Origin of the sequence: Bacteroides ndongoniae (genome assembly GCF_900108345.1) — a bacterium.
Lineage (GTDB): Bacteria > Bacteroidota > Bacteroidia > Bacteroidales > Bacteroidaceae > Bacteroides > Bacteroides ndongoniae.
Genome location: NZ_FNVV01000014.1, coordinates 352,555 through 372,749, shown reverse-complemented (window position 1 = coordinate 372,749; position 20,195 = coordinate 352,555). Strand labels below are relative to the sequence as shown.

The following is a 20,195-nucleotide window of genomic DNA, read 5'->3' as shown; positions in this document are numbered from 1 at the left end:
TTTCAAACAGAGCGCAAAGTAAGCACTTTTATCGTTACAAAACAAGTATTTCTTAAAATAATTCACTTTCTAATAGTATTTTTCTTTATTCCAAACCGTTTCTAAGCATGATAAGGGCATTTTTAATGGCTTTTTCCACATTTCCCGCTCTTCCATCGTCGCCTTCCTGTTTCATGGTAACAATTTCATTTTTATATGCAACTGCTATCCACACCGTACCAACAGGCTTTTCTAAGGTTCCGCCTCCCGGACCGGCAATCCCCGAAGTAGCAATTGCACAGTCAGTTTTCAGCCTATTCATCGCACCTTTTGCCATTTCAATCACTGTTTCACGACTTACTGCACCATACGCAGACAATGTCTCAGGAGATACTCCAAGCAGATTCTTTTTTACCTCATTGTCATACGCCACAATACCTCCTTTAAAATATCCAGAACTGCCTGGTACTGATGTGATCAGTGCCGCAACTCCTCCTCCCGTACAACTTTCTGCGGTGGAAAGGGAGAGATTATTCGCAATCAACAGCTTTCCTATTTCCTCCTCCAGTTTCATATCTTACTAATTATACAGTTCTTTTTCTTGTCATTTCAATGTTACACGCGAATATGCAGGCGCTTCCATCGGACAGAAATCCTTATCCTGGTATTTAAAATAGCCTGTAATGGCAATCATCGCTGCATTATCTGTCGTATAACTGAATTTTGGAATAAATATCTTCCATCCATATTTTGAAGCATGTTCACGAAAAGCATTCCGCAAGCCATTATTAGCCGACACTCCACCGGCAACAGCAACTTCCTTTATATTATATTGTTTAGCAGCCTTGCGCAGCTTATCCATCAATATATCTACAATAGTAGCCTCCAATGAAGCAGCCAGATCTGTCTTATGGTGCTCTATAAAATCCGGATCATCTTTAATCCAGTCGCGCAAAGAATAGAGGAAAGACGTTTTCAGTCCGCTGAAACTGTAATCCAACCCTGGTATATGAGGTTTGCTGAAACTAAATGCTTTCGGATTTCCTTGGCGTGCCAGTTTATCAATAATAGGACCGCCCGGATAACCCAGACCCATCACTTTCGAACATTTATCAATAGCTTCACCGGCAGCATCGTCAATAGTCTGCCCCAATATTTCCATGTCATTATAGGCTTTTACTAAAATAATCTGCGAGTTTCCTCCAGATACCAACAAGCACAAGAAAGGATAATCAGGTTGCTCCGATTCTTCACCTTCGACTTTAATAAAATGAGCCAAAACATGTCCTGTCAAATGATTAACATCTATCATTGGAATTCCTAACGAAGCGGCAAATCCTTTTGCAAAAGATACCCCCACCAATAAAGAGCCCATCAAGCCCGGCCCTCTCGTAAAGGCGATAGCACTTAATTCTTCTTTTGTCACTCCAGCCCGCTTTAATGCCTCATGCACCACTGGAACAATATTTTGCTGATGTGCGCGCGAAGCCAATTCCGGAACTACTCCTCCATAAGCTTCATGGACAGCCTGACTGGCTATTACATTCGAAAGTAAATAACCATCTTTGATAACCGCAGCCGATGTATCGTCACACGAAGATTCTATTCCTAAAATTACTGTACTCATAGTGTTTATTTACGTTTAAACCTTGCAAAAGTAATGATAAAAGTAGGAAGGATAACGTTTTATTTTATATTTTTGTTGGCCGAACAGAAAAATTAACCGCTCATCAAGAAAGTTAAAAGGATAGTACGTTGGGTTCTTGGTATCATATTAACTTTGTATATCGGGACTATTCTCTTGCTGAATCTGCCTTCTATTCAGCAGGAGTTGTCGTCTATTGTTGCAAAAGAGCTTTCGTCCCAATTGGGTAGTAAAATGACTATCAAGAAGATAGACATCGGACTACTTAATCGTATCATTATCGAAGATCTTCTTTTAAATGACCAATCTGGAAAGGAAATGTTAAAAGTGGCACGTCTTTCCGCCAAATTCGACATAATTCCTTTGCTGAAAGGGAAAATATCCATCAGCAACGTACAACTCTTTGGATTCAACATTTCCTTGGAAAAAGAAACCCCTGATGCCAAACCTAATTTTCAGTTTGTATTAGATGCTTTTGCCCCCAAGGACAGTATCAAAAAAGAATCCAACTTGAACCTTCGTATCAACTCAGTGCTGATACGGCGAGGGAAATTATCCTATAATGTACTTTCCGCACAGGACACACCGGGAAAATTTAATCCACAACGTATCCAATTGCAAAATATCATAGCCAATATTTCATTAAAAGCCATACAGAACGATTCTATCAATGCCGCAATCAAGCGCATGAGTGTAGAAGAAGCCAACTCTGGCTTCGAATTGAAAAAGTTAAGTCTGAAGTTGATTGCCAATGACCATAAAATGAGCATTGAAGATTTTCATGTCGATTTGCCTAACACAGCCTTGGCCATGGACACCATACAAATGCAATACGATAGTCTCAGTGCATTTAAAAACTTTGCGGATGAAGTTGATTTCTCTTTTCGTATTCTGCCTTCTAGCATAACATTGCAAGATATCGCCCCCTTTGTTCCAGCGTTTAAAGAGTTTAAAGAAAAACTTCAGTTAGAATTAGATATTAACGGGAGTATCAATCAATTAGAGTGTCCATATATATCTATTTCATCGGGCAATCATTTCTACCTTAAAGGAGACTTGTCATTACAAAACCTGTCTCAGCCACACAATGCATTAGTTTTCGGTCATCTTACCAACCTATATGCCGATTCAGAGGGACTCAACTTTTTCACCAGAAATTTTAATAAGAAAGAGCTCAATCTCAGTCCTATATTCAAAAACATGGGGTTTGTTGCATTTCAAGGCGAAATATCCGGCTACTTTACAGACCTAGTAACCTACGGACAAGTACGGACCAATTTAGGTACCATCCACAGCGACTTAAAACTTACACTCAATAAAGAACAAAACAACATTTCCTATTCCGGTTCTGTAAAAACAAAAAATTTCGAACTTGGCAAAATGATAGGGAATAATAAAATGGGAAAAATTACTCTCGACTTAAAAGTTAATGGTAATCACCGTAACCAGCTCTATCCGTCTGTCAATATGCAAGGGCTGATCGCATCTGCCGATTATAGCGGATATACCTACGAAAATATAACATTAGACGGAGAATACAAACAAGGAGGATTTAATGGTAAAATTGCGTTGGACGACCCTAACATATTTCTCCAACTAAACGGAAATGTCAATATTGCCAGCAAAAATCCAACATTCAATTTCAGTGCAGATATCAGTAACTTCCGTCCCAATAACCTTCATTTAACCTCGAAATATAAGGACACCGAAGTTGCCGTAAAGGTAAAAGCTGATTTTACGGGAGGATCTATCGATGAAATGAAGGGAGAAATCAATGTAGACAGCTTGACTTTTGTCAGTCCTGACAAAAACTATTTCATGCAAAACCTGAAACTGACAGCTACTCAGAAAGACGAACATAACAAAAGTCTAAACATAACATCCAGTTTCCTCAAAGGCAACATTGAAGGCGATTACTCATATCGCACACTACCGGCCAGTGTGCTCAACATCATGCGCAAGTATGTACCGGCTCTTATTCTGCCTGCCAGAAAAACGATTGAAACCGAAAACAATTTCTATTTCGATCTGCATCTGTTCGATACCGAGCTATTATCTACTGTATTTCAAATCCCCCTGAAACTATATACGCACTCTACATTAAAAGGGTATTTTAACGACAAAGCACAACGCATACGTATAGAAGGCTATTTCCCACGCTTTCGCTATGAAGACAAGTTCTTCGAATCGGGTATGATATTGTGTGAAAACCCAGGCGACCAGTTCCACACCAGAATCAGGTTTACCAATCGTAAGTCTGCCGGCTCGGTCAATCTGTCTGTCGACGCCAAAGCCCAAAACGATAGTATACAAACTATTTTAAATTGGGGAAACAGCAGCAAAGTGACTTACAGCGGACAACTTTCAGCCATAGCCCAATTCATCCGACAGCAAAAAAGCGAAACTCCTGCAAGCACTAAACAGCGCCGTTCCAGGTCAAGAAACCCCCAAGCTGCATCGCCTCTTACTACTATTATAAATGTACAGCCCACTGATATCATTCTCAACGATACACTTTGGAAAATACATCCGTCACAGATTGTAGTTGATTCAGGGAAAGTGCACATCAACGAATTTCGTTTCACCCATAAAGAACGCTATCTGCGCATCAATGGCATACTGTCCGACTCACCTCAGGATACCGTCCGCCTCGACCTGAAGAAAATCAATATTGGCTATGTCTTCGACATTGCCGCACTGAACGTCAACTTCAAAGGAGAAGCCACTGGCCAGGCTTACGCCAATGGCGTACTGAAACAGCCGGTTATGAGTACCAACCTTCATATCCGAAATTTCGGATTAAACGACGGTCTGCTTGGAGATGCTGATATTCAGGGCAAATGGCACCACGACATAAAGGGTATTTATCTGGATGCACATATCCGCGAACAAGAGATAGCACAAAGCCATGTATACGGATTCATATATCCGCTAAAGCCTACTAGTGCCCTTGACCTCCAAATAGAAGCTCATAACACAAACCTGAAGTTCGTCCATCATTATATGAATAGCATTACGCCCGAATTCAACGGACGTGTCAGCGGAAACGTGCATTTCTATGGGAAATTCAAGGCTCTCACGATGGACGGCCGTGTGACTGGCGACGCATCCATGAAGGTAGAAGTTCTTAATACTACATTCTCGCTGAAAGACAGTATTCTGATCACTCCCGACGGATTGACTTTCAACAACAACCGGATTTACGATACTCAGGGACATGAAGGTCGCATGAGTGGAGAGTTGCGCTACGAGCATTTCAAGAATCTGAGATACAGGTTCAATTTTTCTGTCAACAACATGCTGGTCATGAATACGCGTGAATCGCATGACTTTCCTTTCTATGGTACTATTTATGGAACCGGCAACGCTACCATATCGGGCAATCAGCTGGACGGAGTCAATATTGACGTAGCCATGACTACCAACCGGAATTCCAGCTTTACCTACATAAAGGACTATGTTTCGTCTGCTGCCAGCAGCCAGTTCATCAAGTTTGTGGACAAAACTCCACGACGTGCTGTCTTGCAGGATACCCTGCTTCTTTCGGCTTACGAACTGGCTCAAAAAGAAATGGAGCAGGAAGAGGAAGAAAACGAAACCGATATTCACTTGAACCTCCTGGTAGACGCGACTCCGGAAGCCACTATGAAAATTATTATGGACCCGGTTGCCGGAGATTACATCAGTGGCAGAGGAAGTGGAAACATACGGACCGAGTTCTATAATAAAGGCGATGTCCGGATGTTTGGCAGTTATCGGATCAATCAGGGAATATATAAGTTCAGTCTTCAGGAAGTCATCCGAAAAGACTTTATCATTAAAGACGGAAGCACCATCACTTTCAACGGTTCACCGCTGAATGCGACGCTTGACATCAGCGCCAGCTATACTGTCAACTCAGCTTCACTGAACGACCTGATTTCAAACGCAAGTGCCTATGTCGACCAGACCAATGTCAAAGTAAACTGCCTCATGAACCTGACCGGCCAGCTTACTTCTCCCGACATCAAACTGGGACTGGAGTTGCCCAACGAACGCGACGAAGTCCAGGCATTGGTACGCAACTACATTCCTACCGACGAACAAATGAACATGCAGATTCTTTATCTTCTCAGCATCGGAAAGTTTTCTCCTGAAAATGTCGATGGAACCCAGAATTCTGATATGATGTCCAGTGTGCTCTCCTCAACCTTGTCGGGACAGCTGAACAATGCCCTGTCACACATCATCAACAGCAACAACTGGAACTTCGGCACCAACTTCAGTACCGGAGAAAAGGGCTGGACGGATGTTGAGTTCGAAACCATGCTTTCGGGACAATTGCTGAATAACCGGCTACTCATCAACGGTAACTTCGGCTATCGCGACAATCCTTTGGCCAATACCAACTTTGTCGGCGACTTTGACGCCGAATGGCTTGTCAACCGTTCAGGCGATATCCGTCTGAAAGCCTACAACGAGACAAACGACCGTTATTACACCAAAACCAACCTGACGACACAGGGCATCGGCATCATCTTCAAAAAGGACTTCAACAAATGGAACGAACTTTTCTTCTGGAACAAATGGCTGCAAAGAAGAAAGCAGAAAAAACAGGCGACAAACGATTCCATTGCCATACCGGCCATTGCACCAGCACAGTCCAAAGTCAAAAGAGAAGGAAGATAAATCCGTAGCTGGTAAGCATTTCACTTCCGGTTCATCACGTCCAGCAGTTTGCCGTATGCGTCGAACGATCTGCGTGAAGCCAGCGAAACAGTAATCATCAGCGAAAGCATCGAAGCAGTGAAAGTGATCACCATAATCATCATCTGATATTTAATGGCTACGTTCGGACTGCTTCCTCCCAGAATCTGTCCGCTCATCGTTCCCGGAAAGGCCACCAGTCCCATCACGGCAATGTTGGCAATCAGCGGACTGAACGACTTGATTATGGCCTGACGGATAAACGGAGCCTGTGCCTCGGCCCGGGTAGCGCCATTGCCCAGCAGATAGCGGTACAACTGCTCCTCCCGTTTCAGTCCGCTATAATAAGTATTCAAAGCTATTACATTGCTCGACAGCATGTTGCCCATCAATATTCCGAATATCGGAACAAAATAACGGGCACTGAACACATTGTCCGGACGCAGAACGATACAGATGAAGTACATGCCTACGCACACTACGCTACACAGAAACCCTACGGATATAGGCATCAACAGAACCTTTTTCTTCAGCCCGGTACGTGCCAAGGCTGTTTGCGATGCCACCAGAATCATGACAACAGCCCACAAGAAATTAATCCACGGATTATCCCATAAAAAAAGATATTTCAGATACATGCCAATAAGAAACAGCTGCACAATCATCCGCGCCGTACCTACAACAGTAGCACGCAACAGCCCCGTCTTGAATTTCCAGATATAAAACAAAGGAATCAAAAGCAGCAAAAGCCCGATGCACAGACTGGAATATGAAATATCAATCGTCCCTACTTCCATCATTTCTTTTTCTTCACTATCTTTTTACTTCATTACTATCTGTTTCTGACATCCGGCCGTAAACACTTCATCGTGCGAAACTGCCAATATAGCACTTCCCTTCTCTGCCTGCCGATGCAGAAAACCGAGCACTCTGCCTGTTGCTTCCGCATCAAGAGCCGACGTCGGTTCATCCACCACCATCAGCGGCTTGTTCATCAGGGCGGCTACAGCTATCATCATCCGTTGCCGTTGTCCGCCCGAAATCTCGTTCACCCGCTTTTCGTACAGTCTGCGTTCCAATCCCAGTTCCTCAAAGCAGGCAAACAGACGTTCTTCCGAGAAAGGTGCCACCCGGTTTGCCTTCAAATCGAACGGCAGCCTCACCATCTCCCTGACCCATTCTGACGGCAGAGCCAGTTCTTGCGGAATCCATGCCGTATGCTTACGGATATGATCGACCGTATTTCTCTCCAGCAGCATGCCATTCACCGTTATACGCCCTTCCCGCAAAGGTACGAAACCCAGCACAGCATTCAGCAACGACGTTTTCCCACAACCCGAAGGTCCTGAAATACTTGCCATTTCTCCACAACCCAACTCCAAGTTGAAACCTGAAAAGAGCACTCTGTCACCATAAGCTATGCTGGCATTTTCGATCTGTAACATGTTCTAAACTCATCTTTCTTATTGCACAAAGATAATACTAATATTTTTTTATGCTATCTTTGTCCTGAACTAATTAATTCAACAAACAACAGATTATGATACAGAACGAACGTGACTGCCGCCACGAACACATACTCCACGTGGCCCGACAGATGATGACCGCCGCCCGCACCGCCCCTAAAGGGAAAGGCATCGACGTTATCGAAATAGCTTTGGTTACCGACGATGACATCCGGAAACTTTCCGACAAGATGATTGCCATGGCCGAAGAGAACGGTATGAAGTTCTTCCTGCGCGATGCCGACAATATCCTGCAAGCCGAGTGTATAATAATAATAGGTACGCGCGCGTGCGCGCAAGGACTTAACTGTGGTCACTGCGGATTTCCGACCTGTGCTTCGCGCCCCGAAGGCGTACCCTGTGCCCTGAATACGGTAGACGTAGGCATTGCCGTCGGATCGGCTTGTGCCACAGCCGCCGATTTGCGGGTCGATACACGTGTCATGTTCTCTGCCGGTCTGGCCGCCCAGCAGCTGGGATGGCTGAAAGATTGTGCCACCGTGTTCGCCATCCCCGTCAGCGCATCGTCCAAAAATCCGTTCTTCGACCGCAAGCCGAAGGCATAACGCGTATCATACAGGATTCACACGGGTTCCCCCGTCGTGCATCCATTCATCATTATCCATCACTACATGTCAACTGAAAACAGTATGAAATCCGAAACCAATCACTCTAAAATACAGAAACCATATCTGCCTGCCGAATGGGCTCCGCAAAGCGGTGTACAACTGACTTGGCCACACGCTGCTACCGACTGGGCATACATGCTCGACGAAGTACAGGAATGTTTCGTCTGCATCGCCCGCGAAATAGCAGCCCGCGAACAGTTGCTGATTGTCACCCCCGAACCCGAAGCCGTCAGCAAACAGATAGCCGACCGTGTCAACATGAACAATGTTCGCCTGGTGCAGTGCCCTACCAACGATACGTGGGCACGCGACCACGGTGCCATCACCTTGCTCGACACAGACGGTCCTGCCCTGCTCGACTTCAAGTTCAACGGTTGGGGTCTGAAGTTTGCATCGGACAAAGACAATCTTATTACCCGCCGTCTGACAGAAGCCGGAGCACTCTGCGGCAAGTACGTCAATCGTCTGGGCTTCGTCCTCGAAGGTGGTTCCATCGAAAGCGACGGTTGTGGTACACTGCTCACTACCTCCGAGTGCCTGCTTTCGCCCAACCGCAACGGGCAGATGTCGCAAATGGAGATAGAGGAATACCTCCGCAACACCTTCCACGTGCAACAGGTTCTCTGGCTCGACCACGGCTACTTGGCTGGCGACGACACCGACAGCCACATTGATACCCTGGCTCGTCTCTGTCCGAACGATACCATTGCCTATGTACGTTGCACCGACTCTCAGGACGAGCACTACGAAGCCCTCCACCTGATGGAAGAACAGCTGAAGACGTTCCGCACCCTGCAAGGAGAGCCTTACCGCCTGCTTCCTTTGCCCATGGCCGATGCCGTTATTGACGACGGCGAACGCCTGCCTGCCACTTATGCCAACTTCCTCATCATGAACGATGCAGTGCTCTACCCTACCTACAACCAGCCGGCCAACGACCACCGCGCCGCCGAGGTCTTGCAAGAAGCCTTCCCCGACTACGAAATCGTAGGCATCGACTGCCAGGCACTCATCCGCCAGCACGGGTCGCTACACTGTGTGACGATGCAGTATCCGGAAGGGGTAATAAAATAAGGAATACATATTTATACTTTGAAAATGAATATCCAAGAAAAAATTGAATTATACAATTCATTCAGACAAGAATGGCCAATAAGTCGTTTATACACTATGACTTTAGATGAATATTCTAAGATTGGGGATAAACACACTTTTACTTATTGGCTTGAATCCCGTCTCGACCAATTAGGCTCAATATGGGGAGGGTCTTCATTTAAATTTGGAATATTCAATCGAAATGAACAAACGCCTAAAAGAAAAGATACTGGTGCTTGTTATTCAGATAAATACGCATGGAACTCTAAATATGGGAGTAATGAATCTCAAGCCTTTGATCAAATCAGAAGTATAATTATAAAAGTTGCAGAAAGTGCAAATAGAGGAGATTTAAAAGCTATTGAAGAAGCGGACTTAGGGCATGCCTATAAATGGAAAATAGCTTTTCATTATCAATCAGATATAGCTAATCCTATTATTGCACATTTTTTTAAACGAGAACTATTATTTAATATATGTCCGGAATTAAACCATAAAGCTTCCACGACTCTATTTCAAGCTAAAATCTTAGAAAAAAGAAAAGTGGGAGAAGACGTATTTAGTTTTTGTGAGAGAATTTACAATACTCCTTCCATAAAATATTGGTTATATGCTCCTGGTGAGAATGCCAATATGTGGCCAACATTCTATAACAATCATGTTATGGGACTGGGTTGGGATATAGGTGATTTAAAACAATATAAAACGGCCTCTGAAATAAAAGAAGCTATAAAAAAAACGTATAATAAAACGAATAATCCGACAAACGATACAAAAGCAAATTGGGAATTCTGCAATGAAATGAATATTGGGGATATTGTTATTGCAAAACAAGGACGAAATAGCATATTGGGTTGGGGAGTAATAACTTCCGATTATTATTATGACTCTAGCAAATATCCAGAATATCCATCATTGAGAAATGTTAAGTGGATTGATACAGAAACAAAGAGTCACGACGAAATGGGTTCTATTGTTCTAAAGACTTTAACAAACATAACTCCATATGCCAATTATGTGGATAAAATGAAAAAATTACTTGGTATAGATACAGATAACAATAATGCTCCTGTTGATATGAAACAAATAAAACTTCTTAAACAAAAGAAGCAAATCATCTTGCAAGGTGCTCCCGGAACAGGTAAAACATATAAAACGGCAGAATTAGCTGTTGCTCTTTGTGATGGTGTAGATACACTTTCCATGAATAGAGAAAAAATCATGGAACGTTATCGTGAACTATATGATGAAGGTAGAGTTAGCTTTACTACGTTTCACCAGTCCATGGACTATGAAGAGTTCGTAGAAGGCATCAAACCTATAGTCAATTTTGAAAAACAAACAGAATATATAATAAGTAAAGGTATATTCAAAGATATTTCTCAAAAAGCCCTTCTCGAAAACATCAAGTTAACTCCAAATTGCTATACAGAATTAGAATTTGAAGACAATTATGAATTACTAATTTCTGCCATTAAAACAGGAAAAATAACAGAATTCCAACAAAAATCGACATCAACTCCAATAGAAGTTATAAATATATCAAAAAATAAAAATATTATATTCAGGCACAAAGGTTGTAATAAACAATATATCATTTCAAAAGAAAGGCTAACTAAACTTTATGACCATTATAAAACGCCTGACGCATTCTATAAAATAAAGAATATTAACAATGAATTTAGAGATATTATTGGAGGATGTAATTGTTCTGGTTATTGGGCTATATTGAATTACCTTTTTTCCCATAATTCATCAGTACAATCATTTGATATTGATATTAAAAATTTAAAAGAAGACGAACAAGAGAATCTGATACAACGATTTATTTCAGATATAAAAAAAGATAGAGTAGAAAGAACAAATAATCAAATTCGACCCTACCTTCTCATCATCGACGAAATCAACCGCGGCAATATCTCCAAAATATTCGGAGAATTGATTACTTTGTTGGAGGCCGACAAAAGAATTGGCGAAGAGAATGAACTTACGGTCACTCTCCCCTATTCGCAGGAAACATTTGGAGTACCAAGTAATCTTTATATAATCGGAACAATGAATACAGCCGACCGCAGTGTGGGCTACATTGACTATGCCATCCGACGTCGTTTTGCTTTCATCACCTTAAAGGCAGACAGAAATGTGATTGAAAGTTATTACACAGACAACGACTTGAAGCAGAAAGCTTTGGCTTATTTTGACCAAGCAGATGCTTTAATGAAAGTTTCTTCTGAATATGAAAAAGATGACTTAATGATAGGTCATAGCTACTTTTTGGCTAAAAGCGAAGAAGAACTTCAGAATAAGATGATTTATGAAGTACGTCCTTTGCTCTTGGAATATTTCAACGACGGACTGCTTGCCTTCAGAAAAGATGATGAAGAATACAAAGCAATCAAGAATTTTGGTGAAGCATGAACATCGTACTTCAAGAACATCAGCAAATAGCCTATCAGGAATTCAGCAGGACCGGAATCAAGATACATGATTTCCCGGACCGGCCGGACAAATCTGTCTATTTGGGACTGACCAGCGACTTGCGACAACAAACTGTCAGGGCAAGTTATTATATAGGTTTGTCATGGCTCAAAGAAGGCGAATGTTCGGTATCGGTACTTCCTAAAATCAATGTTGACTATTTGCAGATGTTCATGGACTGTTTCTATAGTGACGACAACGATGTTCAGGACAAACTGATGCAAATTTATTTCATCGATTTCGAGAAGCCTTGTATCCGTCTGGAGAATTCCCCTTTTGAATTTACTCCTTTCATCATCATCCACTTCCTACAACTGATGAAAAAACTGATAAAGAAAGGTTTAAAAAAGGGATACATTCTGAGAGAAGAAAATCTAAAAGGTAAAGTAAAAGGAAAAATTCTATTTGCGCGTCAATATAAAGAGAATCTTAGTATCGGACGAGTTGAGAACAATTATTGCCGTTATCAGGAATATTCGGAAGACTGTACGGAAAACCGTATTCTAAAAAAAGCTTTGTTGTTTGTAGCGCATTTCTTGAACAATTATAATTTGGTTGGTTCGTATGGACTTCAAAAATTGGTTCAGGGAATGTTACCCCGTTTTCAAAATGTGTCCGATATATCCAATATACAAGAGATACGTAAATTTCAAATCAATCCGTTTTATAGGGAATATGCCAGAGCCTTAAAAGTTGCCAAACTCATTTTACGCCGTTTCGGCTATGATATACAGACAGCCCAAGGCGACGCAGACAAACTGCTCCCTCCTTTTTGGATAGATATGCCCTTGTTGTACGAGCTGTATGTACTGAATATGCTTAGAAACAGATTTGGAAACAATATCTACTATCATATCGCTACACGAAAAGATGAAATAGATTTTGGAAAACGGGACGAACATCTGATTATGGATGCCAAATATGTACCTGATTGGGATACGGAGGTGAATACTGAGCACATAGGTCAATTGGCCCGATATGCACGTGCTCCAGGTATCCGACGCAAATTGTTGGGAACAGACGATGATACAATTATCTGCAACTGTCTTTTACTCTACCCAAGCATACAAGGCATTACATCTTTTGAAAAAGAAAACATTTTAAGTGAAGGAAATGTTAAAGACATGGGATATCTTCAGTTTTATAAATTAGGAATAAAACTCCCTATCAAAGAACCATAAAAGAAAGTGTGTCAAAATAGGGAACCGCCTTCCTTTGGGCACGGATTACACGGAATTTCGCGGATGATTATTCTTCTTTCTCTGCGTTTTCTTCCATTCACTCATACCTTCCTTTCCTTTCTATCCTCCAAACTTGCCACTTCCCAATAACCACTCTTATTACTACCCATACGTACAATCATCCCGGCCTTCCTCAACTCAGCCAAGCGGCGTTTGATAGTTGCTTCCGATACGCCCAATAACGCTCCATATTCAGCATAATTCAATTTGTTATTCTTTAGAATAGCCTGATACAAGCGTTCTGTTATCGGGTCAGAAATTTCATTTATCGGGTCAGATACAGGTTTTATCAGGTCAGCGGCCTGTGAATTCTTGTATACTTCTATCTCCTTACGGATATTCCGTATATGTTCGTCGAACATAAATTCATAGAAAGGAAGAAGCGTTTCCTGCTCGCGTGCATCAATAAGTGCAGCATGCACCTTGGCAAGCTTCATGGACTGTTCGTATGCCGCTTTCAAAGATAGAACTTGTTGTAGTCTATCTGTCCGCAATGCCCAATGCCTTATATTCATCCAGCAGGGTAAGCAGTGTTTCCCTTCATAAGCATGTTAGCTTCTTCATGAAGATTTCATTTTAAATATGTTGCCTCAAGAACGATAAGCAGAGCCCTCTTGCATTTAGTAGACATACTTGGCGAAAATCTCATGTATTATATTTATCTTTGCTACAGTAACAACAAAAAATCCATTATGAGAAAAATAAAAGTAGGAATCATCCAACAGGCCAATACGGCCGACTTACGGACCAACCTGATGAACCTGGCACACAGCATCGAAGCCTGTGCCGCACACGGGGCACAGCTCGTTGTCCTCCAGGAACTGCATAACTCGTTGTACTTCTGCCAGACAGAGAACACCCAACTATTCGACCTGGCCGAACCGATTCCCGGTCCTTCCACCGGATTCTACTCCGAGCTGGCAGCTGCCAATCACATTGTGCTTGTCACTTCACTCTTCGAAAAGCGCGCACCGGGACTGTATCACAACACAGCCGTGGTCTTCGACCGCGACGGAAGCATCGCCGGCAAGTACCGCAAAATGCACATCCCCGACGATCCGGCCTATTACGAGAAGTTCTATTTTACTCCCGGTGATCTGGGCTTCGAACCGATACAGACATCATTAGGCAAATTAGGCGTATTGGTATGCTGGGACCAGTGGTATCCCGAAGCAGCCCGACTCATGGCACTGCGAGGAGCCGAAATTCTGATCTACCCCACTGCCATCGGATGGGAAAGCACTGATACAGACGATGAAAAGGCCCGCCAACTGGGAGCCTGGATCATCTCGCAACGCGGACACGCCGTAGCCAACGGATTGCCGGTAGTATCCGTAAACCGTGTAGGCCACGAACCCGACCCGTCGGGACAGACCAACGGCATCCTGTTCTGGGGAAACAGTTTCGTAGCAGGACCGCAAGGCGAACTTCTGGCACAGGCCAGCAACGACCGACCGGAGAATCTGGTTGTGGAAGTGGACCTGGAACGCTCGGAAAACGTACGCCGCTGGTGGCCTTTCCTGCGCGATCGCCGCATCGATGCCTACGAAGGTATTGTGAAACGCTTTCTGGACTAACCGTCCGGAAAGCATTATCTAATTCTATGTAAAACCAACTTAACAATAGCCCTATTATGAGCAACATGAATATACCGGGTAATTACACCGTGTGCATCGCAGGCGGCAGTTGTCCATTGGCCGAACAGTGCCTGCGCGCGCTGGCATACCAGCAACTGACACAGTTGCCCAAACAGTCTGTATCTATCAGCATCGTCAATCCGAATAACGATGAAATCCGCTATGCCACCGAACAGTGCAAGCAGTTCCGTTCGTCTCAGCCTAAACGTTACGCCAAAGGAATGACGCATCTGTACGACCACATCACCCAACACCATATTAAGACGGTACGCCTACAGGTAGAACATTGCTTCTCCAGCCGCCGGGTCTATTACTACAGCCGCTCGGGCGACATGCTTATTTCGCCCCGAATACAAAAGGCCATTGCCGATATATTCCGGAAAAACGGCATTGAAGAGCCACCCCAATTCGACGATTATATAATGGAATACGATTGGCGTAATTAAGGAAAAACAGTGCAATGCTTACTGCACTATGAGTGCAATAACTACTGCACTGCGAGTGCACTGCCTACTGCACTGTGAGTGCAATAACTGTTGCACTGCAAATGCCTAAGTAGTTAAATTTGTGGGAAGGTAACCTTTTTGTTCATCAGGAAGTTGACCGCACCGTAAACAAACAGTCCCAGGAACTGGGCCAGGTATTCGTTGCACGACAGCCATTCTACCAATAAGACGATGAACAGGAACTGTGCCAGATAGGCCATTCCGAAAGCAATAAGAAAGAGCAGCACCTGCCGCCAGGTGTTGCTCTTCTTGTCTGTGGGAAATATCCAGAACTTGCACCAAACGAAATTATGCGTCTGGGCAAGAACATAAGCTGTAATGTTGGAAGCCAGATAGTGAACGCCCAATACGCCCATCATAAATCCGACGGTAGCTGCCGTAATCAGGGCATTCAGCGTACCGATCAGGGCAAAACGGAAGATACGTGTGGACTCTTTCACTATTCTTTCCGAACGTAGTTTTACTCTTTTACGTCTACTATCAGGTTCAGTTCGTCCAGCTGTTTCTGGTCGAGGTAACCCGGTGCATCGAGCATGACGTCGCGTCCGCTATTGTTCTTCGGGAAGGCAATGCAGTCGCGGATACTGTCGAGTCCGGCAAAGATACTTACCCAACGGTCCAGACCATAAGCCAGACCTCCGTGAGGGGGCGCACCGAACTTGAAGGCATTCATCAGGAAGCCGAACTGCTCCTGAGCCTTTTCGGGCGTGAAGCCCAGAATCTCGAACATCTTAGCCTGCAGCTTCGCATCGTGAATACGGATAGAACCGCCACCCACTTCGATACCGTTGCACACCATATCGTAAGCATCGGCACGCACAGCAGCCGGATCGGTATCGAGCAAAGGAATATCCTCGTCCTTCGGATGAGTGAACGGATGGTGCATAGCCATCAGACGGCCTTCTTCCTCGCTCCACTCGAACATCGGGAAGTCTACCACCCACAACAGCGCAAACTTGTTCTTGTCGCGCAAGCCCAGCTGGTTACCCATTTCCAGACGAAGTTCGCACAGCTGCTTACGGGTCTTCATCACATCGTCGCCGCTCAGAATCAGAATCAGGTCACCCGGCTTGGCACCGAAGGCCTCCTTCATCTGCTGCAGAACTTCCTGCGAATAGAACTTGTCTACACTCGACTTCACGTTGCCGTCTGCTTCTACGCGGGCATAAACCATGCCCTTGGCTCCGATTTGCGGACGCTTTACAAACTCGGTCAGTGCATCGAGCTGCTTGCGGGTATAGTGTGCGGCGCCTTCGGCACAGATACCGCCGATATAGGCAGCATTGTCGAATACCGAGAAGCCATATCCTTTCATAATGTCCATCAGTTCGACGAACTTCATGCCAAAGCGCAAGTCGGGTTTATCGCTACCATAGTACTTCATGGCATCGGCCCACGGCATACGCAGGAACGGTTCAGTCAGTTCCACACCACGCAGTTCCTTAAACAGATATTTGGCCATGCCTTCGAACAGTTCGATAACATCGTCCTGCTGAACAAACGACATTTCACAGTCAATCTGAGTAAACTCCGGCTGACGGTCGGCACGCAAGTCTTCATCGCGGAAGCACTTCGCAATCTGGAAGTAACGGTCGAAACCCGATACCATCAGCAGCTGCTTCAATGTCTGCGGGCTTTGCGGCAAGGCATAGAACTGACCGGGATTCATACGCGAAGGCACTACAAAGTCGCGGGCACCTTCGGGAGTAGAACCGATGAGCAACGGAGTCTCTACTTCGATAAAGCCTTTGCTGTCGAGGTACTTGCGTACTTCGATGGTCATCTTGTGACGCAGCTCCAGATTCTTGCGGACTGCCGTACGGCGCAAGTCCAGATAACGGTATTTCATACGGATGTCGTCGCCTCCGTCGGTATTGTCTTCAATGGTGAAGGGAGGAGTCAGGGCGGCGTTCAGTACGTTCAGCTCGGATACAATGATTTCAATGTCGCCTGTAGGAATGTTGGCGTTCTTGCTGAAACGTTCGTTCACCGTACCGGTAACCTGAATGACATATTCGCGTCCCAGGTGATTGGCCTGCTCGCAAAGTTCGGCATTCACTTCCTCGTTGAATACTAATTGGGTGATTCCGTAACGGTCGCGGAGATCGATGAATGTCATTCCACCCATCTTACGGCTGCGCTGCACCCAACCAGCCAGCGTGACCTGCTTATTGACATCGGAGATACGGAGCTCTCCGCAGGTATGTGATCTATACATAATATATAAAGATTTTAAAAATCAGATTTTCCAATTTAAGATCTGTCTTTTCAGCACATCCAAAAATTCGTGCAAAAATAGCGAAAACTATTCTAATGTAAAGCAAACCGGAACAGTTTTTTAAGGAGCTACTGCTCATTCATCTTTTTCAATTTCCTGATCTGTTCCTTTCCACGGTCCAGCATCGCCTTGTTTTTAGTGGCAATGTCTTCTACAATCGTTTCGTTGAGCTGCTTCAGTCCGTTAATGTAATACTGGGCACGGGCCAGAACGTTCGATGTATCTTTTCCCGCATTACGGGGTACGATCACCTTCAGTCCTTTCTGTACGATTCGTACATCCAGTGTCTCGTTCATCATCACCGGATCGCCGTCGTAATGGGCCACTCCCGGCTTCGTACGGTGAATACGCAGCGACTGGCAGCGGAAAGTCTTGATGCGGCTATTCTGGTCGATGGTTTTATTGAAAAGCTGGAAGGCCAATGCCGGTACATCGAGCACAGTGAACGGTTCGAGAATAGTCACGTCCAGCAAGCCGTCGTCCAACGTAGCCTGCGGAGTGATGTAGGCATTGTTTCCATACTGCGACGCGTTGCCGCACGCTATCAGGAAAGCTTTATAGCGGGTGGTGTTTCCATCCATCTCTACCTCGTAACGTTCCGGCCGGTATTTCAAGCTCTCCATCAGTGTCTTCTCCAGATACATGAGCGGCCCCCGCTTGCCCGCTTGCGAAAACTTCAGGCTGACAAACGCATCAAAGCCCACGCCACAGGTGCAAAAGAAAGGTATTTCGTTGATTTTTCCATAATCAATGATTTCCGTTACCCCTTCATTTATAATATCAATGGCCTTCTTAGGCTCCATAGGAATCTGCAAATGACGTGCCAGCCCATTGCCCGACCCACAAGGAATAATGCCCAGCGCCGTCTCTGTATGAACCAGCGACCGGGCTATTTCGTTAATGGTTCCGTCTCCTCCAATGGCTACTACGGCATACACTCCTTCACGTGCTTTCTCCGCCGCTATTTCCACAGCATGTCCCGCACGTTGGGTATAAAGTATTTCTGCCGTATACCTCTCTCTATCCAGTTTCTCGTCAACCCATTTCAATATCAGTTCCTTGCCTTGTGTTCCCGATATAGGATTGACGACAAATGCTATTTTTTTCATTCCGTCACTCATGCAAAATTCTTCTATGCTGTCATTCTCTATTTAGGCAAAAGTAATATAAATCCTTTAATTTTCTGCAATAGTAAATGTTTTAAAACGCCCGAAGGCTGTTTTTTTCAGATAAACAGGACAAAAACCGACATATTTTGCTATCTTTGCCCCCTGTTTTGAAAAGACTTATTTTTAAGAGTTAAATATTTTATTATATTCATGGGTTTACTACAAGACAAATTTGCGAAATATGACCTGCCACAACAATACATGGCTCAAGGGGTATACCCTTACTTTCGCACGATAAACAGCCACCAGGACACAGAGGTGGAAATGGATGGTAAAAAGGTTCTGATGTTTGGTTCGAATGCCTACATGGGGCTGACTTACGACCAACGCATCATCGACGCTTCCAAAGCGGCCACAGACAAATATGGTACCGGATGTGCCGGTTCACGTTTCCTCAACGGAACTCTTGACATCCATGTGGAGCTTGAAAAAGAGCTGGCCGAATTTGTAGGCAAAGACGAAGCACTTTGCTTCTCGACTGGTTTTACCGTAAACGAAGGTATCATTCCGGCAGTAGTAGGACGTGGCGATTACATCATCTGTGATGACCGCGACCATGCCTCAATCGTCGACGGACGACGCCTGTCGTTTGCCACTCAGCTGAAGTATAAGCACAACGACATGGAAGACCTGGAAAAGGAACTCCAGAAGTGTGAACCGGATGCTGTAAAACTGATTGTAGTAGACGGTGTATTCTCCATGGAAGGCGATTTGGCAAACCTGCCCGAAATCGTACGTCTGAAAAAGAAATATAACGCCAGCATTTATGTAGACGAAGCTCACGGACTGGGCGTATTCGGCCGTCAGGGACGAGGCGTCTGCGACCACTTCGGTGTGACCGACGACGTGGACCTGATTATGGGTACATTCAGCAAATCGCTGGCTTCTATCGGCGGATTCATTGCTGGAGACAAAGCAGTTATCAACTGGCTGCGCCACAATGCGCGTTCGTACATATTCCAGGCCAGCAGCACTCCTGCCGCTACGGCTGCCGCACGCGAGGCACTTCACATCATCAAGTCGGAACCAGAACGTATCCAACGCCTGTGGGATATCACCAACTATGCTCTGAAGAAATTCCGCGATGCTGGATTCGAAATCGGCGATACAGAGTCACCTATCATCCCCTTGTACGTACGCGATACGGACAAGACGTTCATGGTGACCAAACTGGCATTCGACGAAGGCATCTTCATCAATCCGGTGATACCGCCTGCATGCGCTCCGCAAGATACGTTGGTACGTGTAGCCCTGATGGCTACCCACACCAAAGAGCAGGTCGACTATGCAGTTGACAAGCTGACGAAATGCTTCAAACAACTGGATATTATCAAGTAAACACTGACA

General features: G+C 44.6%; 16 protein-coding genes. 8 read left to right on the top strand and 8 right to left on the bottom strand.

Going from position 1 to position 20,195, the window contains the following annotated elements; genetic code table 11:
• Positions 1 to 85: 85 nt before the first annotated feature.
• Together BQ5591_RS12440 and tsaD are read right to left on the bottom strand one after the other, a co-directional pair.
• On the bottom strand, positions 86 to 553 hold the full coding sequence (locus BQ5591_RS12440; protein ID WP_022162719.1) for a CinA family protein: 468 nt from the start codon (positions 551 to 553) through the stop codon (positions 86 to 88).
• 30 nt (positions 554 to 583) lie between these two features.
• On the bottom strand, positions 584 to 1,606 hold the full coding sequence (tsaD, locus tag BQ5591_RS12435; protein WP_022162720.1) for a tRNA (adenosine(37)-N6)-threonylcarbamoyltransferase complex transferase subunit TsaD: 1,023 nt from the start codon (positions 1,604 to 1,606) through the stop codon (positions 584 to 586).
• 204 nt (positions 1,607 to 1,810) lie between these two features.
• On the opposite strand from tsaD, the gene BQ5591_RS12430 reads away from it, so the two are divergent.
• Positions 1,811 to 6,292, top strand: coding sequence for a translocation/assembly module TamB domain-containing protein (locus BQ5591_RS12430; RefSeq protein WP_071150703.1), 4,482 nt, complete (start codon positions 1,811 to 1,813; stop codon positions 6,290 to 6,292).
• A gap of 20 nt (positions 6,293 to 6,312) precedes the next feature.
• Here BQ5591_RS12430 and BQ5591_RS12425 read toward each other — a convergent pair whose 3' ends face one another.
• A complete protein-coding gene (locus tag BQ5591_RS12425) occupies positions 6,313 to 7,107 on the bottom strand; it encodes an ABC transporter permease (RefSeq protein WP_022162722.1) in 795 nt (264 codons plus the stop codon).
• A 24-nt stretch (positions 7,108 to 7,131) separates the two neighbouring features.
• Complete coding sequence (locus BQ5591_RS12420) at positions 7,132 to 7,755, bottom strand: ABC transporter ATP-binding protein (RefSeq protein WP_071149616.1); 624 nt, start codon at positions 7,753 to 7,755, stop codon at positions 7,132 to 7,134.
• Positions 7,756 to 7,850: 95 nt separating this feature from the next.
• On the opposite strand from BQ5591_RS12420, the gene BQ5591_RS12415 reads away from it, so the two are divergent.
• From BQ5591_RS12415 to BQ5591_RS12400, 4 genes are all read left to right on the top strand, one after another.
• The gene (locus tag BQ5591_RS12415) at positions 7,851 to 8,381 is read left to right on the top strand and encodes a ferredoxin domain-containing protein (protein WP_022162724.1); all 531 of its coding nucleotides are present in this window, start codon (positions 7,851 to 7,853) and stop codon (positions 8,379 to 8,381) included.
• 84 nt (positions 8,382 to 8,465) lie between these two features.
• Complete coding sequence (locus BQ5591_RS12410) at positions 8,466 to 9,518, top strand: agmatine deiminase family protein (protein WP_235817091.1); 1,053 nt, start codon at positions 8,466 to 8,468, stop codon at positions 9,516 to 9,518.
• 96 nt (positions 9,519 to 9,614) lie between these two features.
• Positions 9,615 to 11,957: an AAA family ATPase gene (locus tag BQ5591_RS22090; protein ID WP_317042580.1), complete on the top strand. Its 2,343-nt coding sequence runs from the start codon at positions 9,615 to 9,617 to the stop codon at positions 11,955 to 11,957.
• Positions 11,954 to 13,198: a 5-methylcytosine restriction system specificity protein McrC gene (locus BQ5591_RS12400; RefSeq protein ID WP_071149613.1), complete on the top strand. Its 1,245-nt coding sequence runs from the start codon at positions 11,954 to 11,956 to the stop codon at positions 13,196 to 13,198. The genes BQ5591_RS22090 and BQ5591_RS12400 overlap by 4 nt, the downstream gene beginning before the upstream one ends.
• Before the next feature lie 101 nt (positions 13,199 to 13,299).
• On the opposite strand, the gene BQ5591_RS12395 is transcribed toward BQ5591_RS12400, so the two are convergent.
• Positions 13,300 to 13,719, bottom strand: a complete 420-nt coding sequence (locus BQ5591_RS12395; protein ID WP_235817090.1) for a winged helix-turn-helix transcriptional regulator — start codon at positions 13,717 to 13,719, stop codon at positions 13,300 to 13,302.
• A 231-nt stretch (positions 13,720 to 13,950) separates the two neighbouring features.
• Here BQ5591_RS12395 and BQ5591_RS12390 point away from each other — a divergent pair, with 231 nt between their 5' ends.
• Together BQ5591_RS12390 and BQ5591_RS12385 are read left to right on the top strand one after the other, a co-directional pair.
• The gene (locus BQ5591_RS12390; RefSeq protein ID WP_022162726.1) at positions 13,951 to 14,835 is read left to right on the top strand and encodes a carbon-nitrogen hydrolase; all 885 of its coding nucleotides are present in this window, start codon (positions 13,951 to 13,953) and stop codon (positions 14,833 to 14,835) included.
• Positions 14,836 to 14,891: 56 nt separating this feature from the next.
• The gene (locus tag BQ5591_RS12385; protein ID WP_083380971.1) at positions 14,892 to 15,341 is read left to right on the top strand and encodes a DUF6078 family protein; all 450 of its coding nucleotides are present in this window, start codon (positions 14,892 to 14,894) and stop codon (positions 15,339 to 15,341) included.
• A 113-nt stretch (positions 15,342 to 15,454) separates the two neighbouring features.
• On the opposite strand, the gene BQ5591_RS12380 is transcribed toward BQ5591_RS12385, so the two are convergent.
• The 3 genes from BQ5591_RS12380 to BQ5591_RS12370 form a co-directional block, all read right to left on the bottom strand.
• Positions 15,455 to 15,841 (bottom strand): GtrA family protein, encoded by a 387-nt coding sequence (locus tag BQ5591_RS12380; RefSeq protein ID WP_071149610.1) that lies wholly within the window; start codon positions 15,839 to 15,841, stop codon positions 15,455 to 15,457.
• A gap of 20 nt (positions 15,842 to 15,861) precedes the next feature.
• Positions 15,862 to 17,619, bottom strand: a complete 1,758-nt coding sequence (aspS, locus tag BQ5591_RS12375; RefSeq protein WP_071149609.1) for an aspartate--tRNA ligase — start codon at positions 17,617 to 17,619, stop codon at positions 15,862 to 15,864.
• A 128-nt stretch (positions 17,620 to 17,747) separates the two neighbouring features.
• Positions 17,748 to 18,800: a diacylglycerol/lipid kinase family protein gene (locus BQ5591_RS12370; protein ID WP_071149608.1), complete on the bottom strand. Its 1,053-nt coding sequence runs from the start codon at positions 18,798 to 18,800 to the stop codon at positions 17,748 to 17,750.
• Positions 18,801 to 18,998: 198 nt separating this feature from the next.
• Here BQ5591_RS12370 and spt point away from each other — a divergent pair, with 198 nt between their 5' ends.
• Positions 18,999 to 20,186, top strand: a complete 1,188-nt coding sequence (gene spt / locus BQ5591_RS12365) for a serine palmitoyltransferase (RefSeq protein ID WP_071149607.1) — start codon at positions 18,999 to 19,001, stop codon at positions 20,184 to 20,186.
• Positions 20,187 to 20,195: the final 9 nt, after the last annotated feature.

Coding starts and splice junctions, on each gene's coding strand:
- BQ5591_RS12440 (WP_022162719.1), bottom strand. CDS start 553: ATGAAACTGGAGGAGGAAATAGGAAAGCTGTTGATTGCGAATAATCTC.
- tsaD (WP_022162720.1), bottom strand. CDS start 1,606: ATGAGTACAGTAATTTTAGGAATAGAATCTTCGTGTGACGATACATCG.
- BQ5591_RS12425 (WP_022162722.1), bottom strand. CDS start 7,107: ATGGAAGTAGGGACGATTGATATTTCATATTCCAGTCTGTGCATCGGG.
- BQ5591_RS12420 (WP_071149616.1), bottom strand. CDS start 7,755: ATGTTACAGATCGAAAATGCCAGCATAGCTTATGGTGACAGAGTGCTC.
- BQ5591_RS12415 (WP_022162724.1), top strand. CDS start 7,851: ATGATACAGAACGAACGTGACTGCCGCCACGAACACATACTCCACGTG.
- BQ5591_RS12410 (WP_235817091.1), top strand. CDS start 8,466: ATGAAATCCGAAACCAATCACTCTAAAATACAGAAACCATATCTGCCT.
- BQ5591_RS22090 (WP_317042580.1), top strand. CDS start 9,615: ATGACTTTAGATGAATATTCTAAGATTGGGGATAAACACACTTTTACT.
- BQ5591_RS12400 (WP_071149613.1), top strand. CDS start 11,954: ATGAACATCGTACTTCAAGAACATCAGCAAATAGCCTATCAGGAATTC.
- BQ5591_RS12390 (WP_022162726.1), top strand. CDS start 13,951: ATGAGAAAAATAAAAGTAGGAATCATCCAACAGGCCAATACGGCCGAC.
- BQ5591_RS12385 (WP_083380971.1), top strand. CDS start 14,892: ATGAGCAACATGAATATACCGGGTAATTACACCGTGTGCATCGCAGGC.
- aspS (WP_071149609.1), bottom strand. CDS start 17,619: ATGTATAGATCACATACCTGCGGAGAGCTCCGTATCTCCGATGTCAAT.
- BQ5591_RS12370 (WP_071149608.1), bottom strand. CDS start 18,800: ATGAGTGACGGAATGAAAAAAATAGCATTTGTCGTCAATCCTATATCG.
- spt (WP_071149607.1), top strand. CDS start 18,999: ATGGGTTTACTACAAGACAAATTTGCGAAATATGACCTGCCACAACAA.